This window comes from Acidovorax kalamii (assembly GCF_002245625.1).
Classification (GTDB): domain Bacteria; phylum Pseudomonadota; class Gammaproteobacteria; order Burkholderiales; family Burkholderiaceae_C; genus Acidovorax; species Acidovorax kalamii.
On the sequence record NZ_NOIG01000004.1, the window covers coordinates 611,530 to 631,617 of the forward strand.

17 protein-coding genes, 1 tRNA gene and 1 pseudogene are annotated in these 20,088 nt (G+C 65.5%); 16 read left to right on the forward strand and 3 right to left on the reverse strand.

Features of this window, described 5'->3' with window-relative positions:
- Window positions 1–37: 37 nt before the first annotated feature.
- The 6 genes and pseudogenes from CBY09_RS05900 (at window position 38) to CBY09_RS05925 (ending at window position 5,953) form a co-directional block, all read left to right on the forward strand.
- Entirely contained in the window at window positions 38–1,015 is a 978-nt protein-coding gene (locus tag CBY09_RS05900) for an acetyl-CoA carboxylase carboxyltransferase subunit alpha (RefSeq protein WP_094287364.1), read from the forward strand.
- A gap of 198 nt (window positions 1,016–1,213) precedes the next feature.
- Entirely contained in the window at window positions 1,214–3,064 is a 1,851-nt protein-coding gene (locus CBY09_RS05905; protein ID WP_094287366.1) for a methyl-accepting chemotaxis protein, read from the forward strand.
- 143 nt (window positions 3,065–3,207) lie between these two features.
- Window positions 3,208–4,158, forward strand: a complete 951-nt coding sequence (tilS, locus tag CBY09_RS05910; RefSeq protein ID WP_094287368.1) for a tRNA lysidine(34) synthetase TilS — start codon at window positions 3,208–3,210, stop codon at window positions 4,156–4,158.
- Between the two features lie 69 nt (window positions 4,159–4,227).
- A pseudogene (locus tag CBY09_RS05915) lies at window positions 4,228–4,740 on the forward strand (ACT domain-containing protein); the annotation flags it as partial.
- 33 nt (window positions 4,741–4,773) lie between these two features.
- A tRNA-Ser gene (locus tag CBY09_RS05920) sits at window positions 4,774–4,866 on the forward strand.
- Window positions 4,867–5,422: 556 nt separating this feature from the next.
- Window positions 5,423–5,953, forward strand: a complete 531-nt coding sequence (locus CBY09_RS05925; RefSeq protein ID WP_094287372.1) for a hypothetical protein — start codon at window positions 5,423–5,425, stop codon at window positions 5,951–5,953.
- A gap of 54 nt (window positions 5,954–6,007) precedes the next feature.
- Here CBY09_RS05925 and CBY09_RS05930 read toward each other — a convergent pair whose 3' ends face one another.
- From CBY09_RS05930 to CBY09_RS05940, 3 genes are read right to left on the reverse strand one after another with little or no spacing between them, the layout of a single operon-like run.
- Complete coding sequence (locus CBY09_RS05930) at window positions 6,008–6,442, reverse strand: RNA-binding S4 domain-containing protein (protein ID WP_094287374.1); 435 nt, start codon at window positions 6,440–6,442, stop codon at window positions 6,008–6,010.
- Complete coding sequence (locus tag CBY09_RS05935) at window positions 6,439–7,911, reverse strand: sensor histidine kinase (RefSeq protein WP_205734097.1); 1,473 nt, start codon at window positions 7,909–7,911, stop codon at window positions 6,439–6,441. The genes CBY09_RS05930 and CBY09_RS05935 overlap by 4 nt, the downstream gene beginning before the upstream one ends.
- Window positions 7,908–8,591, reverse strand: a complete 684-nt coding sequence (locus CBY09_RS05940; RefSeq protein WP_094288052.1) for a response regulator — start codon at window positions 8,589–8,591, stop codon at window positions 7,908–7,910. Before CBY09_RS05940 ends, CBY09_RS05935 begins: the two co-directional genes overlap by 4 nt.
- Before the next feature lie 162 nt (window positions 8,592–8,753).
- On the opposite strand from CBY09_RS05940, the gene CBY09_RS05945 reads away from it, so the two are divergent.
- The 10 genes from CBY09_RS05945 to CBY09_RS05990 all read left to right on the forward strand — a co-directional run bounded on the left by CBY09_RS05945 (window position 8,754) and on the right by CBY09_RS05990 (window position 20,082).
- Window positions 8,754–9,713 (forward strand): Bug family tripartite tricarboxylate transporter substrate binding protein, encoded by a 960-nt coding sequence (locus CBY09_RS05945; RefSeq protein ID WP_094287376.1) that lies wholly within the window; start codon window positions 8,754–8,756, stop codon window positions 9,711–9,713.
- Window positions 9,714–9,794: 81 nt separating this feature from the next.
- Entirely contained in the window at window positions 9,795–10,313 is a 519-nt protein-coding gene (locus tag CBY09_RS05950; protein WP_094287378.1) for a tripartite tricarboxylate transporter TctB family protein, read from the forward strand.
- A gap of 12 nt (window positions 10,314–10,325) precedes the next feature.
- A complete protein-coding gene (locus tag CBY09_RS05955) occupies window positions 10,326–11,831 on the forward strand; it encodes a tripartite tricarboxylate transporter permease (protein ID WP_094287380.1) in 1,506 nt (501 codons plus the stop codon).
- 192 nt (window positions 11,832–12,023) lie between these two features.
- Window positions 12,024–12,758, forward strand: a complete 735-nt coding sequence (locus CBY09_RS05960) for a DUF2325 domain-containing protein (protein WP_094287382.1) — start codon at window positions 12,024–12,026, stop codon at window positions 12,756–12,758.
- A 134-nt stretch (window positions 12,759–12,892) separates the two neighbouring features.
- Window positions 12,893–14,404, forward strand: coding sequence for a sigma-54 interaction domain-containing protein (locus CBY09_RS05965; protein WP_094287384.1), 1,512 nt, complete (start codon window positions 12,893–12,895; stop codon window positions 14,402–14,404).
- Window positions 14,405–14,555: 151 nt separating this feature from the next.
- Window positions 14,556–15,749 carry a substrate-binding domain-containing protein gene (locus tag CBY09_RS05970; RefSeq protein WP_094287386.1) on the forward strand — a complete coding sequence of 398 codons (1,194 nt, stop codon included), beginning with the start codon at window positions 14,556–14,558 and terminating at the stop codon, window positions 15,747–15,749.
- A gap of 162 nt (window positions 15,750–15,911) precedes the next feature.
- A complete protein-coding gene (locus CBY09_RS05975) occupies window positions 15,912–17,387 on the forward strand; it encodes an extracellular catalytic domain type 2 short-chain-length polyhydroxyalkanoate depolymerase (protein WP_094287388.1) in 1,476 nt (491 codons plus the stop codon).
- An 82-nt stretch (window positions 17,388–17,469) separates the two neighbouring features.
- Window positions 17,470–18,240, forward strand: a complete 771-nt coding sequence (locus CBY09_RS05980; RefSeq protein WP_094287390.1) for an ABC transporter ATP-binding protein — start codon at window positions 17,470–17,472, stop codon at window positions 18,238–18,240.
- Window positions 18,237–18,980, forward strand: coding sequence for an ABC transporter ATP-binding protein (locus tag CBY09_RS05985; protein WP_094287392.1), 744 nt, complete (start codon window positions 18,237–18,239; stop codon window positions 18,978–18,980). Before CBY09_RS05980 ends, CBY09_RS05985 begins: the two co-directional genes overlap by 4 nt.
- 115 nt (window positions 18,981–19,095) lie before the next feature.
- Complete coding sequence (locus CBY09_RS05990) at window positions 19,096–20,082, forward strand: branched-chain amino acid ABC transporter permease (RefSeq protein ID WP_094287397.1); 987 nt, start codon at window positions 19,096–19,098, stop codon at window positions 20,080–20,082.
- Window positions 20,083–20,088 lie beyond the last annotated feature (6 nt).

Below are 20,088 nucleotides of genomic sequence, written 5' to 3' on the forward strand. Positions count from 1 at the left end.
TGGCAGCCGCCCGGCGCGAGCCCCAAGGAGAACAACGTTGGCGAAAAAGACCTTTCTGGATTTCGAGCAGCCCATCGCAGAGCTGGAGTCCAAAATTGAAGAACTGCGCTACGTGCAGACCGAGAGTGCCGTCGATATCTCGGAAGAGATCGACCAGCTGAGCAAGAAGAGCCAGCAACTCACCAAGGACATCTACAGCGAGCTGTCCCCCTGGCAGATCACCAAGATCGCCCGCCACCCCGAGCGCCCCTACACGCTCGACTACGTGCGCGACATCTTCACCGACTTCGTGGAGCTGCACGGCGACCGTCACTATGCGGATGACCAGTCCATCGTGGGTGGCCTCGCGCGCTTCAATGGCCACGCCTGCATGGTCATCGGCCACCAGAAGGGCCGTGATACCAAAGAGCGCGCCATGCGCAACTTCGGCATGAGCAAGCCCGAGGGCTACCGCAAAGCCCTGCGCCTCATGAAGACGGCCGAGAAGTTCAAGCTGCCCGTGTTCACCTTTGTGGACACGCCCGGCGCCTACCCTGGCATCGATGCCGAGGAGCGTGGTCAGTCCGAGGCCATCGGCCGCAACATTTTCGAGATGGCGCAGCTGGAAGTGCCCATCATCACCACCATCATTGGCGAAGGTGGCTCCGGCGGCGCGCTGGCCATCAGCGTGGCCGACCAGGTCGTGATGCTGCAGTACGCCATCTACTCCGTGATCAGCCCTGAAGGCTGCGCCTCCATCCTCTGGAAGACCAGCGACAAGGCCCAGGAGGCCGCCGATGCGCTGGGCATCACGGCCCACCGCCTCAAGGCGCTGGGCCTGGTGGACAAGATCGTGAGCGAGCCCGTGGGCGGCGCCCACCGCGACCACAAGCAGATGGCCGCCTTCCTCAAGCGCGCGCTGGGCGATGCCTTCCGCCAGGTGGCCGACCTCAAGGTCAAGGACCTGCTGGACCGCCGTTACGAGCGCCTGCAAAGCTACGGCCGCTTCGCCGACACCAAGGCCGATAGCCGCTGAATACCCCTGCTTCCTGAGCCGGTCGCACTGGTGACCTGCTTGCAATGCGGCCCCAACAGGGGCCGTTGTCGTTTCTGGGCCACTTTGGGTTGGGGGCGTGGTGGCGGGCGACATGCCGTCGGCATTTCCCTATGGCGTACATGTTGCAACAAGATGTAGCATGTTTCGATGGCTCGCTGCGGGCCAAAGGAGTGTCGCATGTCGATGTTCAAGTCCCTCAAGGGGCAGATTTTGGTGTTGTCCACAATTTGCCTGGTGCTGGCCCTGCTGGTGCTGACGGTGGCGAACTTTCTGGTGGCGCGCAGCCAAGCGCGCGATGCGCTTCAAGAGGAGAGCCTGGCCACCGCCAAGAGCCATGTGGAAACCATTGAGGAGTGGGGGCGTGCCAAGGCCATGATCGTGGCGGCATCCATCAGCGCTTTTGAAGATCCGGATCCCGTCAAAACTCTGGCCATCCTGCGCGATGCTGGCAAGTTCTCTACCGTGTATTTCGGGTATGCGGACAAGAAGTACGTGTTCTCCGAGCAGCGTAGCCTCCCCCCCGACTACGATCCCACTGCTCGGCCCTGGTACAAGCAGGCGGCGGCGGCCGGTGCATCCGTCATCACGCCGCCCTACATTTCAGCTTCGGACGGCAAGCTGGTCGTCACGTTTGCCACCCCTGTCGGGGCGGGCAGTGCACTCAAAGGCGTGGCGGCCGGGGATGTGTCCATGGAGTCGGTCGTGGCCACCGTAGCGTCTGTCAAGCCCACGCCCACAAGTTTCGGCTTCATGGCCTCCGCCGACGGCAAGATCATTGCGCACCCGGACGCCGCGCTGACGCTGAAACCCCTGTCCGATTTGTCCAAGGATCTGTCCGGCAACAAGCTCACCGCAGCGGTTCAGTCCAAGACGATGGTGCCCGTGGAAATCAATGGACGTCAGCGCCTTCTGACAGTGGCGCCGATCGCGGGCTCCAACTGGATGCTGGTGGTGGCGCTGGATGAGTCGGAAGCCATGGCTCCCATCCGTACCATGCTCACTACCTCGGTGCTGTCGAGCATCGTGGTGCTCGCGATAGCCGTCGCCCTGCTGGCGACGGTACTGACCCAGCGGCTACGCAGACTCACCCAGGTGCGCGACGCCATGCACGAGGTGGGAGCGGGCGATGGCGATCTTTCGCGCCGCATTGACACGCATGGCGAGGACGAACTGGCGCAGATCGCCGCCAGCTTCAACAGCTTTGCAGGCAAGCTCTCGGGTGTGTTGGCGCAGATCCGCGATGCCAGCAGCTCGGTGCGCGTGGCGGCGGAAGAGATCGCCACCGGCAACCACGACCTGAGCGGCCGCACCGAACTCACCGCGTCCAGCTTGCAGGAGACATCGGCCTCCATGCAGCAGCTCACCGAAACCGTGCGCCACAACGCCGATGCGGCCCGCCAGGCCAATCAGCTGGTGGCCCAGGCGTCCAACGTGGCCCAGCACGGCGGCCAGGTGGTTGGCAATGTGGTCACCACCATGGACCAGATCAACGCAGCCTCCCGCAAGATCAACGACATCATCGGGGTGATTGACGGCATTGCCTTCCAGACCAATATCCTCGCGCTGAACGCCGCCGTGGAAGCCGCCCGCGCGGGCGAGCAGGGCCGGGGCTTTGCGGTGGTGGCGGGTGAGGTGCGCAGCCTGGCCCAGCGCAGTGCCGAGGCGGCGCGCGAGATCAAGACGCTGATCAACACCTCGGTGGAGCAGGTCGAGAACGGCTCGCGCCTGGTGCACGACGCAGGCACGACCATGAACGACATCGTCACCTCGGTGCAGCGCGTCACGGACATCATGGCCGAAATCACGGCCTCCACCAACGAGCAGAGCACCAGCATCAACGAGGTCGGCCAGGCCGTGGCACAGCTCGACCAGATGACCCAGCAGAACGCCGCACTGGTGGAGGAAAGCGCCGCAGCCGCGCAAAGCCTCAAGGACCAGTCGGTGCGGTTGTCTGAAGTGGTGGGCACCTTCCGCCTGTCCACCGACGCGTCGCACGCGGCACCGCGTTTGTCGGCGCCCGGCGGTTGAGGCGGTTTTGCTTTTTGGGGCGCGCAGAGCAGGCGAGGGCGCCCGCGATAATCGGCGCCCATGCCCCGCTGCCCTGTTTGTTTTGCTGATGATCCTGCCTCTGCCCCTCGGCTGGTCCCCCGCCCGGCGCGAGGGCTCCTGGCATGACCCAATCCTTCGACGCCGCCCTGCAGGCTTTTGCGCCCGCGTTGCCTCTGGCCGTGGCACTCAGCGGGGGCGCGGATTCCACCGCCCTGCTGCTGGCCTGTGCCCGGCGCTGGCCCGGCCAGGTGCGGGCCATCCATGTGCACCATGGCTTGCAGGCCGCAGCCGATGGTTTTGAGCAGCATTGCACCGCGCTGTGCCAGCGGCTGGACGTGCCGCTGGTGGTGCAGCGCCTCGATGCCCGCCATGTCCCCGGCCAGAGCCCGGAAGACGCGGCGCGGCAGGCCAGATACCAGGCTTTTGAGGCCTTTGCGCGCGACCATATCCAAGGTATTGCTGTCAAATCAATAGCAATTGCGCAACATGCCGACGACCAGGCTGAAACCCTGCTGCTGGCACTGTCGCGCGGCGCGGGCGTGGCGGGCCTGGCCGCGATGCCCGCCCGCTGGGAGCGCGCGGGCATCGTCTGGCACCGCCCCTTGCTGCAGGTGGCAGGGGCGGATGTGCGCCACTGGCTGCGCGCACAGGGCCAGGCCTGGGTAGAAGATCCCACCAACATCGACGAGCGCTTCACGCGCAACCGCATCCGTGCCCAGTTACTGCCTGCGCTGGACGCGGCATTCCCATCCTTTCGCGACACCTTTGCGCGCTCGGCCGACAACGCCGCCCAGGCCGCCGAATTGCTGCACGAGCTGGCGCAGCAGGACCTGGCCCTGGTGGGTGTGCCCCCGCTGATCAAGGCCCTGCAGGGACTCAGCCGTGCAAGGCAGGCCAACGTGCTGCGCCACTGGCTGCGCCAGGCCCATCACACCACGCCCGCTGCGGCGCAATTGGGTGAGTTGCTCGACCAGATCCATGCCTGCACCACGCGTGGCCACCAGATCCATATCAAGGTGGGGCGTGGTTTTGTGGTGCGCTCAGGCCCGGGGATTGATTGGTTCAGCCCATAGGTGGGCCGCCCTGCAGACGCGCAACACGGCGGTGCACAACAAGCCGCCCACCGCAGTACCTTGAGAATCAAAAAAATGGAACAAACCGTCGTCTCCGGCATTGCCGTCAACCGCAACCTGGCCAAGGTCTCCGTGCTCGGTGTGCCCCACCAGCCCGGCATTGCCAGCCATGTTCTGCGCACCATGGCCGATGCCCGCATCGACTCTGGCGCGATCGTCCAGAACTTGGGCAAGGACGGCAAGACCGATCTCAGCTTCACGGTACACCGCAGCGACTGCGTGCGCACCGTAGAGCTGCTGCTGGATCAAGTGCTTCCCGCGCTGGGCGCGCTGGAAGTCGTGGGGGATGCCGGTGTTTGCGAAGTCAGCATCGTCGGCACCGGCACGCGCAGCCAAGTGGGTGTGGCCGGCAAGGTGTTCGGCACGCTCCGTGAAGCGGGCATCCAGGCCCAGATGATCTCCACCTTTGAGGCCAGGACCTCGGTCGTGATCGATGAAACGCAGGCGGAACTGGCTGTGCGCAGCCTGCGCGAGGCCTTCACATTGAAGCCGCAGGCCGCCCAGGCCGCCCAGGCTGCCTGAACCGCCTCCGAAATGAGGCATAATAGAGGGATTGGAAACGTGACCGAGTGGCCGAAGGTGCTCCCCTGCTAAGGGAGTATGGGGTGTAGAGCCTCATCGAGGGTTCGAATCCCTCCGTTTCCGCCAAGATAAGCCTCAAGTGCTCCTCGCACTTGGGGCTTTTTCTTTGGCCGCTTCGGTCAAGCCCTCGGCGTTGGCCTGCAATTGCTCCGTGCCTGCGCATAGGTGATTCCCGCATTGCCAAGCGGTCGGGTTGCGTGCCCAATCAGAGAGTCCTAAGAGCCTTGTCCGATCTCTGTGGACTCCAGGCCCTGCCCGCCGCTTCGGGTGGTGGAGTGGTGAAGTCCTTGAGAGTCTGGCAAGGTTTCAGCCCGCCCTGTGCGGGCTTTTTTTGTGCTGTTGATCTCCTGGCTGCGTTTGCCGCTGTGTTCCTGTTCGGATCAGTGCGGGGATGCAGGGCACTTTTTATGGGCTTGTATGCTGGCGGTTGATGCATGCACCGCACAAGGGCACCCATGACTTCCCTCCGCACAGCGCACCCCCGCGAACTCTGCCTGACACCCAATGACCTGGATTTTTGCTACCTGCCACGGGTTACGAGTTCTGCGCCCTCGCATGGCAGCGAACTGGTGTGCACTGTGGATGCGTCCCGCTTCTTTGCCAAGGGGGGGGGCACCACATCGTGTTCGCGCTCGATTGTGAAGGCGGGCAGGGCAGTTACAACCCGCACTGTGGCCCGATCTTCCGGTATGGCAAGAACCTGTGGGCCACAGCGCGGGGGTTTATCGTTTTTGGCGATGGTGTGGTGATGGCCGAGGGCTGGAACGGCACCGCCATGCCTGCGCTGACCACCATCACCAATACCTCGGGCGCAGTGTTCGATCCGGGGCAGCACCCTGTTTTCGCGCTGCGAATTGTGGCGGGCTATCGGCGGGGTCCTCTGGCCAACAGTATGGGGATCGAGATCCGCGCAGGCGGTTCGGCAGAAGGTGCGCTGCTTTTCGCAGGGGGCATTGAAGGGCCGGAGTGGGGCGGGGACTGGACGGGGGGCTCCAAGGCGGCCATGGGGGGCATTGCGTCGGGTTTTGTGCCTCCCGCAGCCACCGGGTGTGTGGAAGAGTTGCTGCCGCGCAGTGCGCCCCATGCGGTGTTGGTGATGTCCCGGTTCAGGCTGCGGATGCGCCCGTTGAACCGGGTTCCACTTTGTCTGTGAGAGAGGCCCCGCCCACTGCGCAGTGCGATGGCATGGGCCTTTTCGCGCTCCCGCTCACTCGTCGATCGAAGCGCTCCAGCGGCTTCCCCAGTCGCCGCCGCCGGGGCGGCTGACCTTGTCGATCTCGCGGCGGTCGCGTTTGGTGGGGCGGCCTTCTTGCAGGGTGGCGGCGGGCTCGGGGGCGAGGCGGCGCAGCTCGGCGGCTTTTTCACGCGCGGCGATGCTGTCGGCGGTTTCTTCGTACAGTTGTTGCGCGACAGGCGCCGGGCCGCGCGCGCCGCTCAGGCCCAGGACACGCACGGTGCGCGCCACGGGCCCCTGGCGCAGTGCCACGGTGTCGCCGCAGCGCAGGTCGCGTGCGGGCTTGGCCAGTTGGCCGTTGACGGTCACCCGGCCCTTGCCGATTTCGTCGGTTGCGAGGCTGCGGGTCTTGTAGAAGCGGGCGCACCAGAGCCACTTGTCCAGGCGCATTGTCTCCAGGTTGCTCATGGGCGTGATTGTGCCGCTTGTGCCTCGGGTGGGCCATCGGCCGCAGCGCTGGGCAGCGGCAGGCGCACCACAGCGTCCAGGCCCGCCACTCGATGGCCCACCATGCGGTTGGTGAGCGTGATGCTGCCCTCCAGCGCCTGCACGATTTCGTGGCAAATCGCCAGGCCCAGGCCACTGCCTGTGCGCACATCACCCGCCGAGAACGGCTGGAACAGCCGGGCGGCCAGTTCGTCGTCGATGCCGGGGCCGTGGTCGCTGATGGTGAGCGCCACATGCCGTCCGTCGCTGCGCAGGTCCACCGTGAGCTCGCTGCCTGGCGGCGCATGGCGCACTGCGTTGTGCAGCAGGTTGCGGCTCAGCTCGCGCAGCATCCATTCGTGGGACTGCACCAGCGCGGGCTCGGTGTGGATGCCGAAGTCCAGGTCGCGCTGGGCGATCAGGGGCGATATCTCCAGCGCCACGGCGCGCAGGATGTCGTCGAACCGGGTGGCGGGTGGGGCGCTTTGCTGGCGCAGCTGCTCCACCTTGGCCAGGGCCAGCATCTGGTTGGCGAGCTGGGTGGCGCGGTCCACGGTGTCGCTGATCTCGTGCAGGGCCTGGTGCGGTTCCACATCGCCACGCAGGGCCGATTGCACCTGGGTCTTGAGCACGGCCAAGGGCGTGCGCAGCTGGTGCGATGCATCGCGCACAAAACGCTTTTGGTGCCGCAGCAGGTGGCGCAAGCGCTGCATGACTTCGTTGGTGGCATCCACCAGTGGCTGCAGCTCGCGCGGGGCCGTGGGGGCGGCGATGGGGCTCAGGTCGCCCTCGCGCCGGGCCTGCAGCTGCTGGCTGAGCTGGCGCACCGGTCGGGTGGCGCGCTGCACCACCAGCACCACGGTGAAGGCGATCACGGCGATCAGCAGCGCCTGGCGCAGCAGCGTGTTCCACAGGATCTGCAGGGCCAGGGTTTCGCGCACTTCCAGCGTTTCGGCCACCTGGATCACGGCCATGGCCCGGCCTTGCGAGCTGGCCACCGGCTGCAGCAGCACGGCCACGCGCACGTCGCGGTCGCGGAACCGGTCGTCGTAAAAATCCACCAGGGCTGCATAGGGCGGTTTGTCGGGGATGCTGCCGCGCCATACCGGCAGGTCTTCAAAGCCCGACACCATCTCGCCGCCCAGGGTGGAGACGCGGTAGAACATCTGGCTCTGGTTGTCGGCCTCAAAGGCCTCCAGGGCCGAATAGGGCACGATGGCGCGCAGCTGCGCCGCGTCGTCAAAGCCCTTCACATCGAGCTGCTCGCTGATGCTCTTGGCCGATGCCAGCAGGGTGCGGTCGTAGGCAGTGTTGAGCGATGCCAGCGTCTGGCGGTACAGGCTCCAGGTGTTGAAGCCAATGAACAGCGCCACCGGCAGCAGGATGCCCAGCAGCAGCCGCCGCCGCAGCGAGTGGTGGCGTGTCACATTCTGGGTTTTGCCTGGGTTCATGCGTCGGCCCGCAGCAGATAGCCCAGGCCACGCAGCGTCATGAGGGTCAGGCCCGTGCCCGCCAGCTTCTTGCGCAGCCGGTACACCACCACCTCGATGGCTTCGTACTGCACGTCGAGCTGGCCGGGGAACACCAGCTCATACAGCCGCTCCTTGGTCACGGCGTGGCCGGGCTGGGCCAGCAGCGCATGCATCAGCGCCAGCTCGCGGGGGGTGAGTTCCATCACCTCGCCATTCAGGTAGAGCGCGCCGCTGTCCTTGTCGTAGCGGATGGCCCCGATCTGCAGGGTGCTGGGTGCCAGCGGCGCCACGGTGGGGTCGGCGCTGCGCCGCACCAGGGCGCGCAGGCGGGCCTCCAGCTCGTCCAGGTCAAAGGGCTTGGGCAGGTAGTCGTCGGCGCCCGCATTCAGGCCCATCACGCGGTCGCCCACCGTGCCCCGCGCGGTCAGGATCAGCACAGGGGTGCGCAGGCCCCGGTTGCGCGCCTGCTGCAGCACCTGCAGGCCATCCAGGCCGGGCAGGGTCAGGTCCAGGATGATGGCGTCGGGTTGCAGGGCGGCCCATTGGGCGAGGGCTGCTCGGCCATCGCTGACGGCCGTGACCTCCATGCCCCGGCGCGTCAGTGCACGGTGCAGCGTGGCCTGCATGGTGGGATCGTCTTCTACAAGGAGCAATTGCATGCGCGGGACCATATCACTCCCGAGCGGGCGGCGCGCGCTGCGTGCACTCGCCACAGAGGGGACTCCAGATGCTAGTGTTTTCCCTGAGTCCAAGGACAGCCGTTTGACAGGCAGCGCGCGCATCATCGGGCGGTTCGCAAACCTTATCAGGAGACAGACACCATGCGTCGCGATACCTTTCTGAAATCCCTGGCCGCCATGGCCGCTGCGGGTGTGTTGCCCGTCTCGGCCCAGACGGCGTCGGCCATCAAGATGATGATCCCTGCCAACCCGGGCGGGGGCTGGGACACCACCGGCCGTGCGCTGGGCAAGGCCATGCAGGACGCGGGCGCTGCGTCTTCTGTATCCTATGACAACAAGGGCGGTGCGGCCGGTGCGATTGGCCTGGCGCAGTTCGTCAACGCCAGCAAGGGCGACCCGAACGCGATGATGGTGATGGGCGCCGTGATGCTGGGCGGCATCATCACCGGCAAGCCCCCCGTGGGCCTGGACAAGGTCACGCCCCTGGCGCGCCTGACCAGCGAATACAACGTGTTCGTGCTGCCCGCCAACTCGCCCTTCAAGACCATGAAGGACGTGATCGACCAGCTCAAGAAAGACCCCGGCAGCGTGAAGTGGGGCGGTGGTTCGCGTGGCTCCACCGAGCACATCGCCGCCGCCATGATTGCCCGTGACGTGGGCGTGGACCCGGCCAAGATCAACTACGTGGCTTTCCGTGGGGGTGGCGAGGCCACCGCCGCCATCCTGGGTGGCAACGTCACTGTGGGCGGTAGCGGCTACAGCGAGTTTGCCGAGTACATCGCTGCCGGCAAGATGCGCCCCGTGGGCGTGACGTCGGGCACCCGCCTCAAGGGCGTGAACGTGCCCACGCTCAAGGAGCAGGGCATCAACGTGGAGATCGGCAACTGGCGCGGCGTGTATGGCGCCCCTGGCATCACGCCCGAGCAGCGCAAGACCCTCATCGATGCACTGGCCAAGACCTTCAAGCACAAGGCCTGGCAGGACGCGATGGAGAAGAACGGCTGGACCCCCGCATGGATGGCGGGCGACGAGTTTGCCAACTTCGTGGATGCCGAGTTCGCCAGCATGCGCGCCACGATGGCCAAGTCCGGGATGATCTGATCGGGAGCAAGGCTTGGCTGCCGCCCCGCCTGCCGAGCAGGGGCGGCGGCCTGGCATGCTGGTTGGTGCGAAGGAAAAAACATGACACAACAACATTCATCGCGCTCCAAGCCCTTGCAGACCCTGGTGGGTTCGGGCTTGGTGCTGCTCTCGCTGGGCCTGGCCTGGGGGGCCAGTTCTGTCAGCTCCGAGGCGGGCTACAGCGGCGTGGGCCCCAACTTCTTCCCCTGGGTGGTCAGCATCGCTTTGCTGATCTGCGGCGTGCTCTGCGTGGTGCACGCGCTCACGGGCGGGTTCCGCGAACTGGAAGAAGGTTCGGGTGACGCACGGGCCCACTGGAAGGGCTTCATCTGGGTGTCCGCCGGGCTGCTGCTCAATGCGCTGCTCATCACCACGCTGGGTTTCATCCTGAGCTGCGCGCTGTGTTTTGTGCTCTCGGTGCGCGGCTTCAAAAGCTCCGAAGGCGAGCTGGACCTGCGCTTGCAGGCCTGGATCAAGGATTCCTTCATCGGCCTCGCAGTGGCGGCGCCGGTGTACTGGATGTTTACAAAAATGCTGGCCATCAACTTGCCCGGCTTGACCAATACCGGTTGGCTGTAAGGCCTGCACACCATGGAAACCTTAAATCTCCTCATGCAGGGTTTTGCCACCGCGGCAACACCCATCAACCTGCTGTGGGCCTTTGTGGGCTGCATGATCGGCACCGCCGTGGGCGTGTTGCCCGGCATCGGCCCGGCCGTGGCCGTGGCCATGCTGCTGCCCATCACCGTCAAGGTCGAGGCCACTGCTTCGATGATCTTCTTTGCGGGCATCTACTACGGCGCCATGTACGGTGGCTCCACCACCTCCATCCTGCTCAACACCCCTGGTGAGGCGGGCTCCATGGTCACAGCCATGGAGGGCAACAAGATGGCCAAGAGCGGTCGCGCTGGCGCCGCGCTGGCCACGGCCGCCATCGGCTCGTTTGTGGCGGGCACCATTGCCACGGTGCTGGTCACCTTCTTTGCGCCGCTGGTCGCTGAATACGCCGTGCGCCTGGGCCCGCCCGAATACTTCATGCTGATGGTGCTGGCCTTCACCACGGTGAGCGCGGTGCTGGGCAAGAGCACGCTGCGTGGCATGGTGGCCCTGTTTGTCGGCCTGGCCATGGGGCTCATCGGCATCGACCAGATCACGGGCCAGGCCCGCTACACCGGTGGCGTGCCCGAGCTGATGGATGGCATCGAGGTCGTGCTGATCGCCGTGGGCCTGTTTGCCGTGGGCGAGGCGCTGTATAACGTGATGTACGAGGGCCGGGTGGACGAAACCCAGAACCGCCTGACCAGCACCCACATGACCAAGGAAGAGTGGAAGCGCTCCTGGCCCGCCTGGATTCGCGCCACGTTCATTGGCTTCCCGTTTGGCACTGTGCCTGCGGGCGGCAGCGAGATCCCGACCTTCCTGAGCTACGCGGCCGAGAAGAAGCTGAGCAAGAACAAGGAAGAGTTCGGCACCACCGGCGCCATCGAAGGCGTGGCGGGCCCCGAGGCGGCCAACAATGCGGCCATCACGGCCACGCTGATTCCGCTGCTCACGCTGGGCATCCCCACGTCGAACACCACGGCCATCCTGCTGGGCGCGTTCCAGAACTACGGCATCCAGCCCGGCCCGCAACTGTTTGACACCAATGGTGCGCTGGTGTGGGCGCTGATCGCGTCGATGTACATCGGCAACGTGATGCTGCTGATCCTGAACCTGCCGCTGGTGGGCCTGTGGGTCAAGCTCCTGAACATCCCCAAGTCGTACCTGTATGCAGGCATTCTGGTGTTCTCCACACTGGGGGTGTATGGCATGCGCCAGAGCGCGTTCGACCTGGTGCTGCTGTATGCGATTGGCCTGCTGGGCGTGGTGATGCGCCGCTTCGACTTCCCGGCCGCGCCGGTGGTGGTGGGCATGATCCTGGGCCCCCTGGCCGAGGCGCAAATGCGCAACGCCGTTGCGATTGGTGAAGGCAAGTGGAGCATCTTCCTGGAGCGCCCGGGATCGGTGACCCTGATCATCCTCGTGCTGGCCGTGCTGATCGTGCCGCGCCTGCTGCGCCGCTGGGCGGCGCGCAAGATGGCGCTGGCGCAAGCCTGAGCCTGGCAGCCTTCACCAACAAAAAAACCGCGCTGCAAAGCGCGGTTTTTTTATGGGTCAGCGGCAGTGTCATCACAAGCCAGACACCCAAGGCCCTGACGCCCTTCGATGCCCTTCCCACCAGGATGGCTTGCTCAACGGGGGCTGATTCTATCATAAAATGCGAATAGTTCTTATTTGCAAGGATGGTGCATGGTCTCACTTCCGCAGGAGTTTCTGGCGCTGTGCCGCCAACTGGGGGATGCCCAGCAGCGCTGCAGCACCGCCATGCAGGCACAGGCCCGGCAGATCGAGGCCCTGACGGCCGAGGTGGTGCGCCTGCGCGGCGCCGTCATCGTGCGCGACACCCACCTGGCGCTGGCATGGGACGAGCTGGAGCAACTGCGGGCCGCCAGCCCCGGCCTGCCGCGCCGCCAGGCCATGGCGCGGCACATCGGCCTGTTGGCCGAGCGCATCACGACCTTGTCGCGCGAATGCCTGCGCTGGCGCCAGGCGGCGGCAGGGCAGGGGATTGCGGCCAATGCGCAGCGGCAGGGTGACGGCGCTGCGCTGCGGGCCACTGCGTCTTCCGCGCAGACGCCGCAGGCGCAGTTGCTGCCACCGATGCCGCTGGAGCATTACGTCAGCGACCATCGCCCGCAGCGTGCGCAGGCCGGGGAGGGCGATGCGATTGGCGGCGCAGGCTTGGACGCCAGCCTGGCCGCCGCCGACCTGGTGATCTGCCAGACGGGCTGCATCAGCCACGACGACTACTGGCGTGTGCAGGACCACTGCCGCCGCACGGGCAAGCCCTGCATCTTGGTCGATCAGCCCCTGGCCGTGCGCGAGGCGCAGGCGCTGGCCGCCCTCCAGCCCATGGTGGTACTGCGCATGGCCTCAGTCGCCCTGCCTGCGGCGTCTACACAGCCTGAAGACGCAAAAATCTGAATCAAAATGGCCGTTGCCGCGCGGTGGTATTGCCTTTTTTGCTATTGAAATAGTAGCAACCAATGCCCCGAGCGCAGCCTCTGCCCACGTGCGCAGGCGGGTGCCGGGCGCCTGCGCCGCGCTACCATCCGCAGATGCCCTTGCTTGTTGACGACGCCCCCGCCCTGCCGCTGGATGCCCAGGGCATTCTCGAACTAGCGGCACGCTCCATGTTTCAGCTGTTCTCCAGCGTCAGCCAGGGCATGTTCCTGGTGGACCGCAGCGGGCGCATCGTGTGGGTGAACGAGGGCTACCAGCGCTTTCTGCCCGACCTGGGGTTTTCGTCGGTCGATCAATTCGTGGGCCGCACGGTGGAAGAGGTGATCCCCAACACCCAGATGCGCCGCGTGCTCGAAACCGGCCAGCCCGTGCTCATCGACCTGCTCACCAACAAGGCAGGCACTTTCGTCGTCAGTCGCATCCCGCTGCGCGACGATGCCGACCGCGTGATCGGCGCCATCGGTATCGTGCTGTTCGACCACCCCGAAACCACACTCCAGCCCCTCATCAGCAAGTTTGCGCTGCTGCAGCGCGACCTGGACGACGCCCGCCGCGAACTGGCCAGCCAGCGCCGCCGCAGCTTGGCGGTGGCGGGCGATGGTGAGCGCCGGTCCAAATACACCTTTGCCAGCTTCATCGGGTCGAGCCCCGCTGCGGCCGAGGTCAAGCGCCAAGCGCGGCGTGCGGCGCAGTCCACCAGCCCCGTGCTGCTGCTGGGTGAAACCGGCACCGGCAAAGAGCTGCTGGCCCACGCGATCCACGCCGCATCAAGCCGCGCCAGCGGCCCGTTTGTGAGCGTGAACATCGCCGCCGTGCCCGACACGCTGCTCGAAGCCGAGTTCTTTGGCGTGGCGCCCGGCGCCTACACCGGCGCAGACCGCAAGGGCCGCGATGGCAAGTTCAAGCTGGCCGACGGCGGCACGCTGTTCCTCGACGAAATCGGCGACATGCCGCAGAGCCTGCAGGCCAAGCTGCTGCGGGCGCTGCAAGAGGGCGAGATCGAGCCGCTGGGCAGCAACAAGCTCGTGCCCTTCAACGTGCGCATCCTGGCCGCCACCTCGCGCGACCTGGCTACGCTAGTGCGCGAAGGCAGGTTCCGCGAGGATTTGTTCTACCGCCTGCATGTGCTGCCCGTGCGCGTGCCACCGCTGCGTGTGCGGCGCGGCGACATCCCCGCACTGGTCGAAGCCCTGGGCGAAGACCTGGCGCTGCGCAACGGCACGCCGCCGCCCGAGCTGCTGCCCGACGCCATGGCCCTGCTGGCGGGCCAGCCCTGGCGCGGCAACATCCGCGAGCTGCGCAATGTGCTGGAGCAGGCGGTGATGCGCGGCGAAGGCCAGTCCATCGACGCCGCGCAGCTGGAGCGCATCCTGCGCGAGGCGGGCGTGGAGCCCGCCGCCCCCGCCCCGGTGCAGGACCCGGGCCACGCGGCCGACGCCGAGGACGAAAGCCGCTACCTGCGCCCGCTGGCCGAGCAGGTGGCCGAGCTGGAGCGCAAGGCCATCGCCGCCACCCTGAAGGCCCACGGCGGCAACAAGCTGGCAACCGCGCGGCAACTGGGCATCTCGCGCGCCACACTCTATGGACGTCTGGAAAACCCTGAATAAATTTCAGGCAAATGTCTGAAATTCAGGCATTTGTTGTGTATTTATTTCAGACAGTGTCACTGAGGTGTCAGTAAAAGTATCTTTGAAATCAAGCACTTGGATGCTGGCACAGACTGTGCAATAAAGAAGCATCACAACAGGAGACATCGCCATGCACCGTCGCACTCTGGTCACCCTCGCCACCGCAGCCGTTACCGCCGCCACGCTTTCCGCCCCCGCGTTCGCCCAGACCGGCGAAATCCGCATTGCCCACGTGTACAGCAAGACCGGCCCGCTGGAGGCCTACGGCAAGCAGACGCAAACGGGCCTGATGATGGGCCTGAACTACGCCACCGGCGGCAGCATGACCGTCAACGGCAAGAAGCTCGTCGTGATCGAGAAGGACGACCAGGGCAAGCCCGACCTGGGCAAGAGCCTGCTGGCCTCGGCCTACTCGGATGACAAGGCCGACATCGCTGTGGGCCCCACCTCCAGCGGCGTGGCGCTGGCCCTGCTGCCCGTGGCCGAGGAATACAAGAAGATCCTGCTGGTGGAGCCCGCCGTGGCCGACGCGATCACCGGCGACAAGTGGAACAAGTACATCTTCCGCACCGGCCGCAACAGCAGCCAGGACGCGATCAGCAACGCCGTGGCCATCGACAAGGCGGGCGTGACGGTGGCCACGCTGGCGCAGGACTACGCCTTTGGCCGCGACGGTGTGAAGGCCTTCAAGGACGCGCTGAAGAACGCCAAGCTGGTGCACGAGGAATACCTGCCCACCACCACCACCGACTTCACCGCCGGTGCCCAGCGCCTGATCGACAAGCTCAAGGACGTGCCCGGCCGCAAGGTGATCTTCATCATCTGGGCCGGCGCCGGCAACCCCTTCAAGATCGCAGACCTCGACCTCAAGCGTTACGGCATCGAGATCGCCACGGGCGGCAACATCCTGCCTGCCATGGCTGCGTACAAGAACTTCCCCGGCATGGAAGGCGCCACGTACTACTACTTTGGCATCCCCAAGAACCCCGTGAACGAAGCCCTGGTGGCCGCGCACTACAAGGAGTTCAAGACCCCGCCGGACTTCTTCACGGCCGGTGGTTTCAGCTCGGCCATGGCCCTGGTCACGGCGCTGAAGGCCACCAATGGCGACACCAACACCAACAAGCTCATCAAGACCATGGAAGGCATGAGTTTTGATACGCCCAAGGGCAAGATGACCTTCCGCAAGGAAGACCACCAGGCCATGCAGAGCATGTACCACTTCAAGATCAAGGTGGACCCGGCGTTTGCCTGGGGCGTGCCCGAGCTGGTGCGCGAGATCAAGCCTGAAGAGATGCAAGTTCCGATTCGCAACAAGCGATAAACGGTTTGCGTGGCCCCGCTGGCTGACGATTGTTCAGCCCAGCGGGGATCCATCCTCGCGGGGGCGGCCGCCCCTTTTTTTCCAGTGAATTGATGCATGAACCCCCGGATTACACGGGGGCTGGGTCGGTTTTTCTCAAAAATTATTTGGAGACAAGACAACATGGCTTTCAATTTCATCCGGGCGGCTGCAGCAGGGGCTGCGATGGCACTGTGTGGCACGGGCGGCGCCCTGGCTGCCGTCAACTTGCCCGCACTCAAGATCGATAAGACGCAGACCACGGTATCCGGCCTGTCCTCGGGCGGCTTCATGGCGGTGCAGCTGCACGTGGCGTACTCGGCCACGTTCGCCAAGGGCGCGGGCGTGGTCGCGGGCGGCCCCTTCTATTGCGCTGAAGGCTCGGTCGTCAACGCCACCGGGCGTTGCATGGCCAGCCCCGCAGGCATCCCCACCAGCACGCTGGTCAGCACCACCAACACCTGGGCCAGCCAGGGCACCATCGACCCGGTGGCCAACCTGCAAAACTCCAAGGTCTACCTGTTCTCGGGCACGCTCGACAGCGTGGTCAAGACCGGCGCCATGGACGCGCTGCGCATCTACTACAACAGCTTCGTGCCCACCGCCAACGTGGTCTACAAAAAAGACATCGCGGCCGAACACGCGATGGTGACGGATGACTACGGCAACGGCTGCTCCACCAAGGGTGCGCCCTACATCAGTGACTGCAACTTCGACCTGGCTGGGGCCATGCTGCAGCACCTGTACGGCACGTTGAACGCTCGCAACAACGCCACGCTGCCCACCGGCAACTACATCGAGTTCAACCAGAGCGAATTCATCACCAACCACGGCATGGCCACCACCGGCTGGGCCTATGTGCCCCAGGCCTGCCAGGCGGGCGGCAGCGCCACTTGCAAGCTGCACGTGGTGCTGCATGGCTGCAAGCAGAACGTGAACGACGTGCAGCAGCAGTACGTGCGCAACACCGGCTACAACCGCTGGGCCGACAGCAACAACATCGTGATGCTGTACCCGCAGACCAGCCTGGCCGCCACCAACAGCTGCTGGGACTGGTGGGGCTATGACAGCGCCAACTACTCCAAGAAGTCCGGCCCGCAGATGGCTGCCATCAAGGCCATGGTGGACCGCGTCTCCAGCGGAACGGGTGGCACCACGCCCCCGGCGGCCCTGCCTGCCCCCACGGGCGTGAGCACCTCGGGCGCCACGGCCAGCAGCATGGCCGTGGGCTGGGCTGCCGTCAGCGGCGCTGCCAGCTACAACGTGTACCGCAATGCCAACAAGGTCAACGCGCTGCCCGTCACGGCCACCAGCTACACCGACACCGGCCTGGCCGCATCCACCACCTATAGCTGGACGGTGCGCGCCGCCGATGCCAACGGGGCCGAGGGCGCCACATCGGCCGCCGCCTCGGGCACCACGCTGGCGGGCTCGGGCGGCACCGCCACCTGCACCACCGCCAGCAACTATGCCCACACGCTGGCTGGGCGCGCCTATGCCGCCGGGGGCTACACCTATGCGCTGGGCTCCAACCAGAACATGGGCCTGTGGAACGTGTTCGTCACCAACACCTTGAAGCAGACCAGCACCAACTACTACGTCATCGGCACTTGTCCTTAAAGTGCCGGGGCGCGCTGCCGCAGGGCAGGGCGCCCCACCGTTTCCACCGACTGACCCAGACCGTGAAAGTGAACCACCACCCATGAGCACCTTGGCTACCAAGGACTTGACCATCCGCTTCGGCGGCCACGTGGCGGTCAATGGCGTGACCTGCTCTTTCGAGCCCGGCACGCTGACCGCCATCGTGGGCCCCAACGGCGCAGGCAAGACCACCTATTTCAACCTGATCTCCGGGCAGCTGCGTGCCACCAGTGGCACCGTCACGCTGGGCGGGCAAGACCTCACGGGCCAGTCCGTCTCTGCGCGCACCCATGCGGGCCTGGGTCGGGCGTTCCAGCTCACCAACCTGTTCCCCAACCTCAGCGTGCTCGAAAACGTGCGCCTGGCCGTGCAGGCCACGCAAGAGGGCAAGCACCGCCGGGGCCTGAACCTGTGGAGCATCTGGAGCGACCACACCGCGCTCACCCAGCGTGCCCGCGTGATCTTGCAGGCCGTGGCCATGACCGACCGTGCCGACACCCCCGTGGCCAGCCTGCCGCATGGTGACCAGCGCAAGCTCGAAGTGGCGCTGCTCATGGCGCTGGAGCCACAGGTCTACATGTTCGACGAGCCCACCGCAGGCATGAGCCACGACGAAGCGCCCGTGATCCTGAACCTGATCCGTGAGCTGAAGAAAGACAAGACCAAGATCATCCTCTTGGTGGAGCACAAGATGGACGTGGTGCGCGAGCTGGCCGACCGCATCATCGTGCTGACCAACGGCACGCTGGTGGCCGACGGCCCGCCGGCCGAGGTGATTGCATCGCCCGTGGTGCAAGAGGCCTACCTGGGTGTGACCAAGGAGGCCGCATGAGCACCAGCAACACAAGCACCACCAACCTGCTTGAACTCAAGGGCGTGCACACGCACATCGGCGCGTACCACATCCTGCACGGCGTGGATCTGGCCGTGCCCAAGGCCCAGCTCACCATGCTGCTGGGCCGCAACGGCGCGGGCAAGACCACGACGCTGCGCACCATCATGGGCCTGTGGCATGCGTCGCAGGGCTCCATCCACTTTGGTGGCAAAGACATCACCGCGATGAACACCCCCGCCATTGCGGGGCTGAACATCGCCTACGTGCCCGAGAACATGGGCATCTTTGCCGACCTCACGGTGAAGGAAAACATGCTGCTGGCCGCGCGCAGCGCAAGCAACGCCGCGCAGATGGACGAGGCGCGGCTGCAGTGGATCTTCAAGCTCTTCCCGGCGGTGGAGAAGTTCTGGAACCACCCCGCTGGCAAGCTCAGCGGCGGCCAAAAGCAGATGGTGGCCGTGAGCCGCGCCATCGTCGAGCCACGCGATCTGCTCATCGTGGACGAGCCCAGCAAGGGCCTCGCGCCCGCCATCATCAACAACATGATCGATGCGTTCGACCAGCTCAAGAAGAGCGGCGTGACCATCCTGCTGGTGGAGCAGAACATCAACTTTGCCAAGCGGCTGGGCGACACCGTGGCCGTGATGGACAACGGCCAGGTGGTGCACGCGGGCAGCATGGCCGCGCTGGCGGCGGACGAGGAACTGCAGCGCTCGCTGCTGGGGCTGGCGCTATGAGTTTCACCCTTGGTTTCAAGCTTTTTAGGCCGTCTGCGCTCGTCCATCAAGCGGTTATAGCTATCAAAAGCATAGTGATGGCACATCCCCCCACCCCCCAACAAGGAGGCCTGGCATGAGCATGGCCCGCGACTTCGACTGGAAACCCCTGGCCCTGGTGCCCGCGCTGGCGCTGCTGGTGCTGCCTTTCATCGGTTCACCCAGCACCTGGCTCACGCTCACCGTGGCGGGGCTGGCCATGGGCATGATCATCTTCATCATCGCCTCGGGCCTCACGCTGGTGTTCGGCCTCATGGACGTGCTGAACTTCGGCCACGGCGTGTTCATTGCACTGGGCGCCTTTGTGGCCACCAGCGTGCTGGGCGCCATGGGCGACTACACACAAAGCGCCGAACTGTGGCGCAACCTGATGGCCGTGCTGCCCGCGATGCTGGTGGCCATGGCTGTGGCCGGGGCTGTGGGCCTGGCGTTCGAGCGTTTCATCGTGCGGCCCGTGTACGGCCAGCACCTCAAGCAGATCCTCATCACCATGGGCGGCATGATCATTGGTGAAGAATTCATCAAGGTCATCTGGGGCCCGCAGCAGATCCCGCTGCCGCTGCCCGAAGGCATGCGCGGCTCGCTGCTGGTGGGTGATGCCGCCATCGAGAAGTACCGCCTGGTGGCGGTGGCCGTGGGCCTGCTGGTGTTTGGCGTGCTGGCCTGGACGCTGTCGCGCACCAAGGTCGGCCTGCTGATCCGCGCTGGCGTGCAAGACCGCGAGATGGTCGAAAGCCTGGGCTACCGCATCCGCCGCCTGTTCATTGGCGTGTTTGTGGTGGGCTCGGCCCTCGCGGGCCTGGGCGGCGTGATGTGGGGCCTGTACCAGCAGAACGTGGTGCCCCAGATGGGCGCGCAGGTCAACGTGCTGATCTTCATCGTCATCATCATCGGCGGCCTGGGCAGCACGGGCGGCGCGCTCATCGGTGCGCTGCTGGTGGGGCTGATGGCCAACTACACCGGCTTCCTGGTGCCAAAAGTGGCGCTGTTCTCCAACATCGCGTTGATGGTGGCCATTCTCTTGTGGCGTCCGCAGGGCGTCTATCCCGTGGCCAACCGCTGATGAGGA

Coding starts and splice junctions, on each gene's coding strand:
- CBY09_RS05905 (WP_094287366.1), top strand. CDS start 1,214: ATGTCGATGTTCAAGTCCCTCAAGGGGCAGATTTTGGTGTTGTCCACA.
- tilS (WP_094287368.1), top strand. CDS start 3,208: ATGACCCAATCCTTCGACGCCGCCCTGCAGGCTTTTGCGCCCGCGTTG.
- CBY09_RS05930 (WP_094287374.1), bottom strand. CDS start 6,442: ATGAGCAACCTGGAGACAATGCGCCTGGACAAGTGGCTCTGGTGCGCC.
- CBY09_RS05935 (WP_205734097.1), bottom strand. CDS start 7,911: ATGAACCCAGGCAAAACCCAGAATGTGACACGCCACCACTCGCTGCGG.
- CBY09_RS05940 (WP_094288052.1), bottom strand. CDS start 8,591: ATGCAATTGCTCCTTGTAGAAGACGATCCCACCATGCAGGCCACGCTG.
- CBY09_RS05945 (WP_094287376.1), top strand. CDS start 8,754: ATGCGTCGCGATACCTTTCTGAAATCCCTGGCCGCCATGGCCGCTGCG.
- CBY09_RS05950 (WP_094287378.1), top strand. CDS start 9,795: ATGACACAACAACATTCATCGCGCTCCAAGCCCTTGCAGACCCTGGTG.
- CBY09_RS05955 (WP_094287380.1), top strand. CDS start 10,326: ATGGAAACCTTAAATCTCCTCATGCAGGGTTTTGCCACCGCGGCAACA.
- CBY09_RS05960 (WP_094287382.1), top strand. CDS start 12,024: ATGGTCTCACTTCCGCAGGAGTTTCTGGCGCTGTGCCGCCAACTGGGG.
- CBY09_RS05965 (WP_094287384.1), top strand. CDS start 12,893: ATGCCCTTGCTTGTTGACGACGCCCCCGCCCTGCCGCTGGATGCCCAG.
- CBY09_RS05970 (WP_094287386.1), top strand. CDS start 14,556: ATGCACCGTCGCACTCTGGTCACCCTCGCCACCGCAGCCGTTACCGCC.
- CBY09_RS05975 (WP_094287388.1), top strand. CDS start 15,912: ATGGCTTTCAATTTCATCCGGGCGGCTGCAGCAGGGGCTGCGATGGCA.
- CBY09_RS05980 (WP_094287390.1), top strand. CDS start 17,470: ATGAGCACCTTGGCTACCAAGGACTTGACCATCCGCTTCGGCGGCCAC.
- CBY09_RS05985 (WP_094287392.1), top strand. CDS start 18,237: ATGAGCACCAGCAACACAAGCACCACCAACCTGCTTGAACTCAAGGGC.
- CBY09_RS05990 (WP_094287397.1), top strand. CDS start 19,096: ATGAGCATGGCCCGCGACTTCGACTGGAAACCCCTGGCCCTGGTGCCC.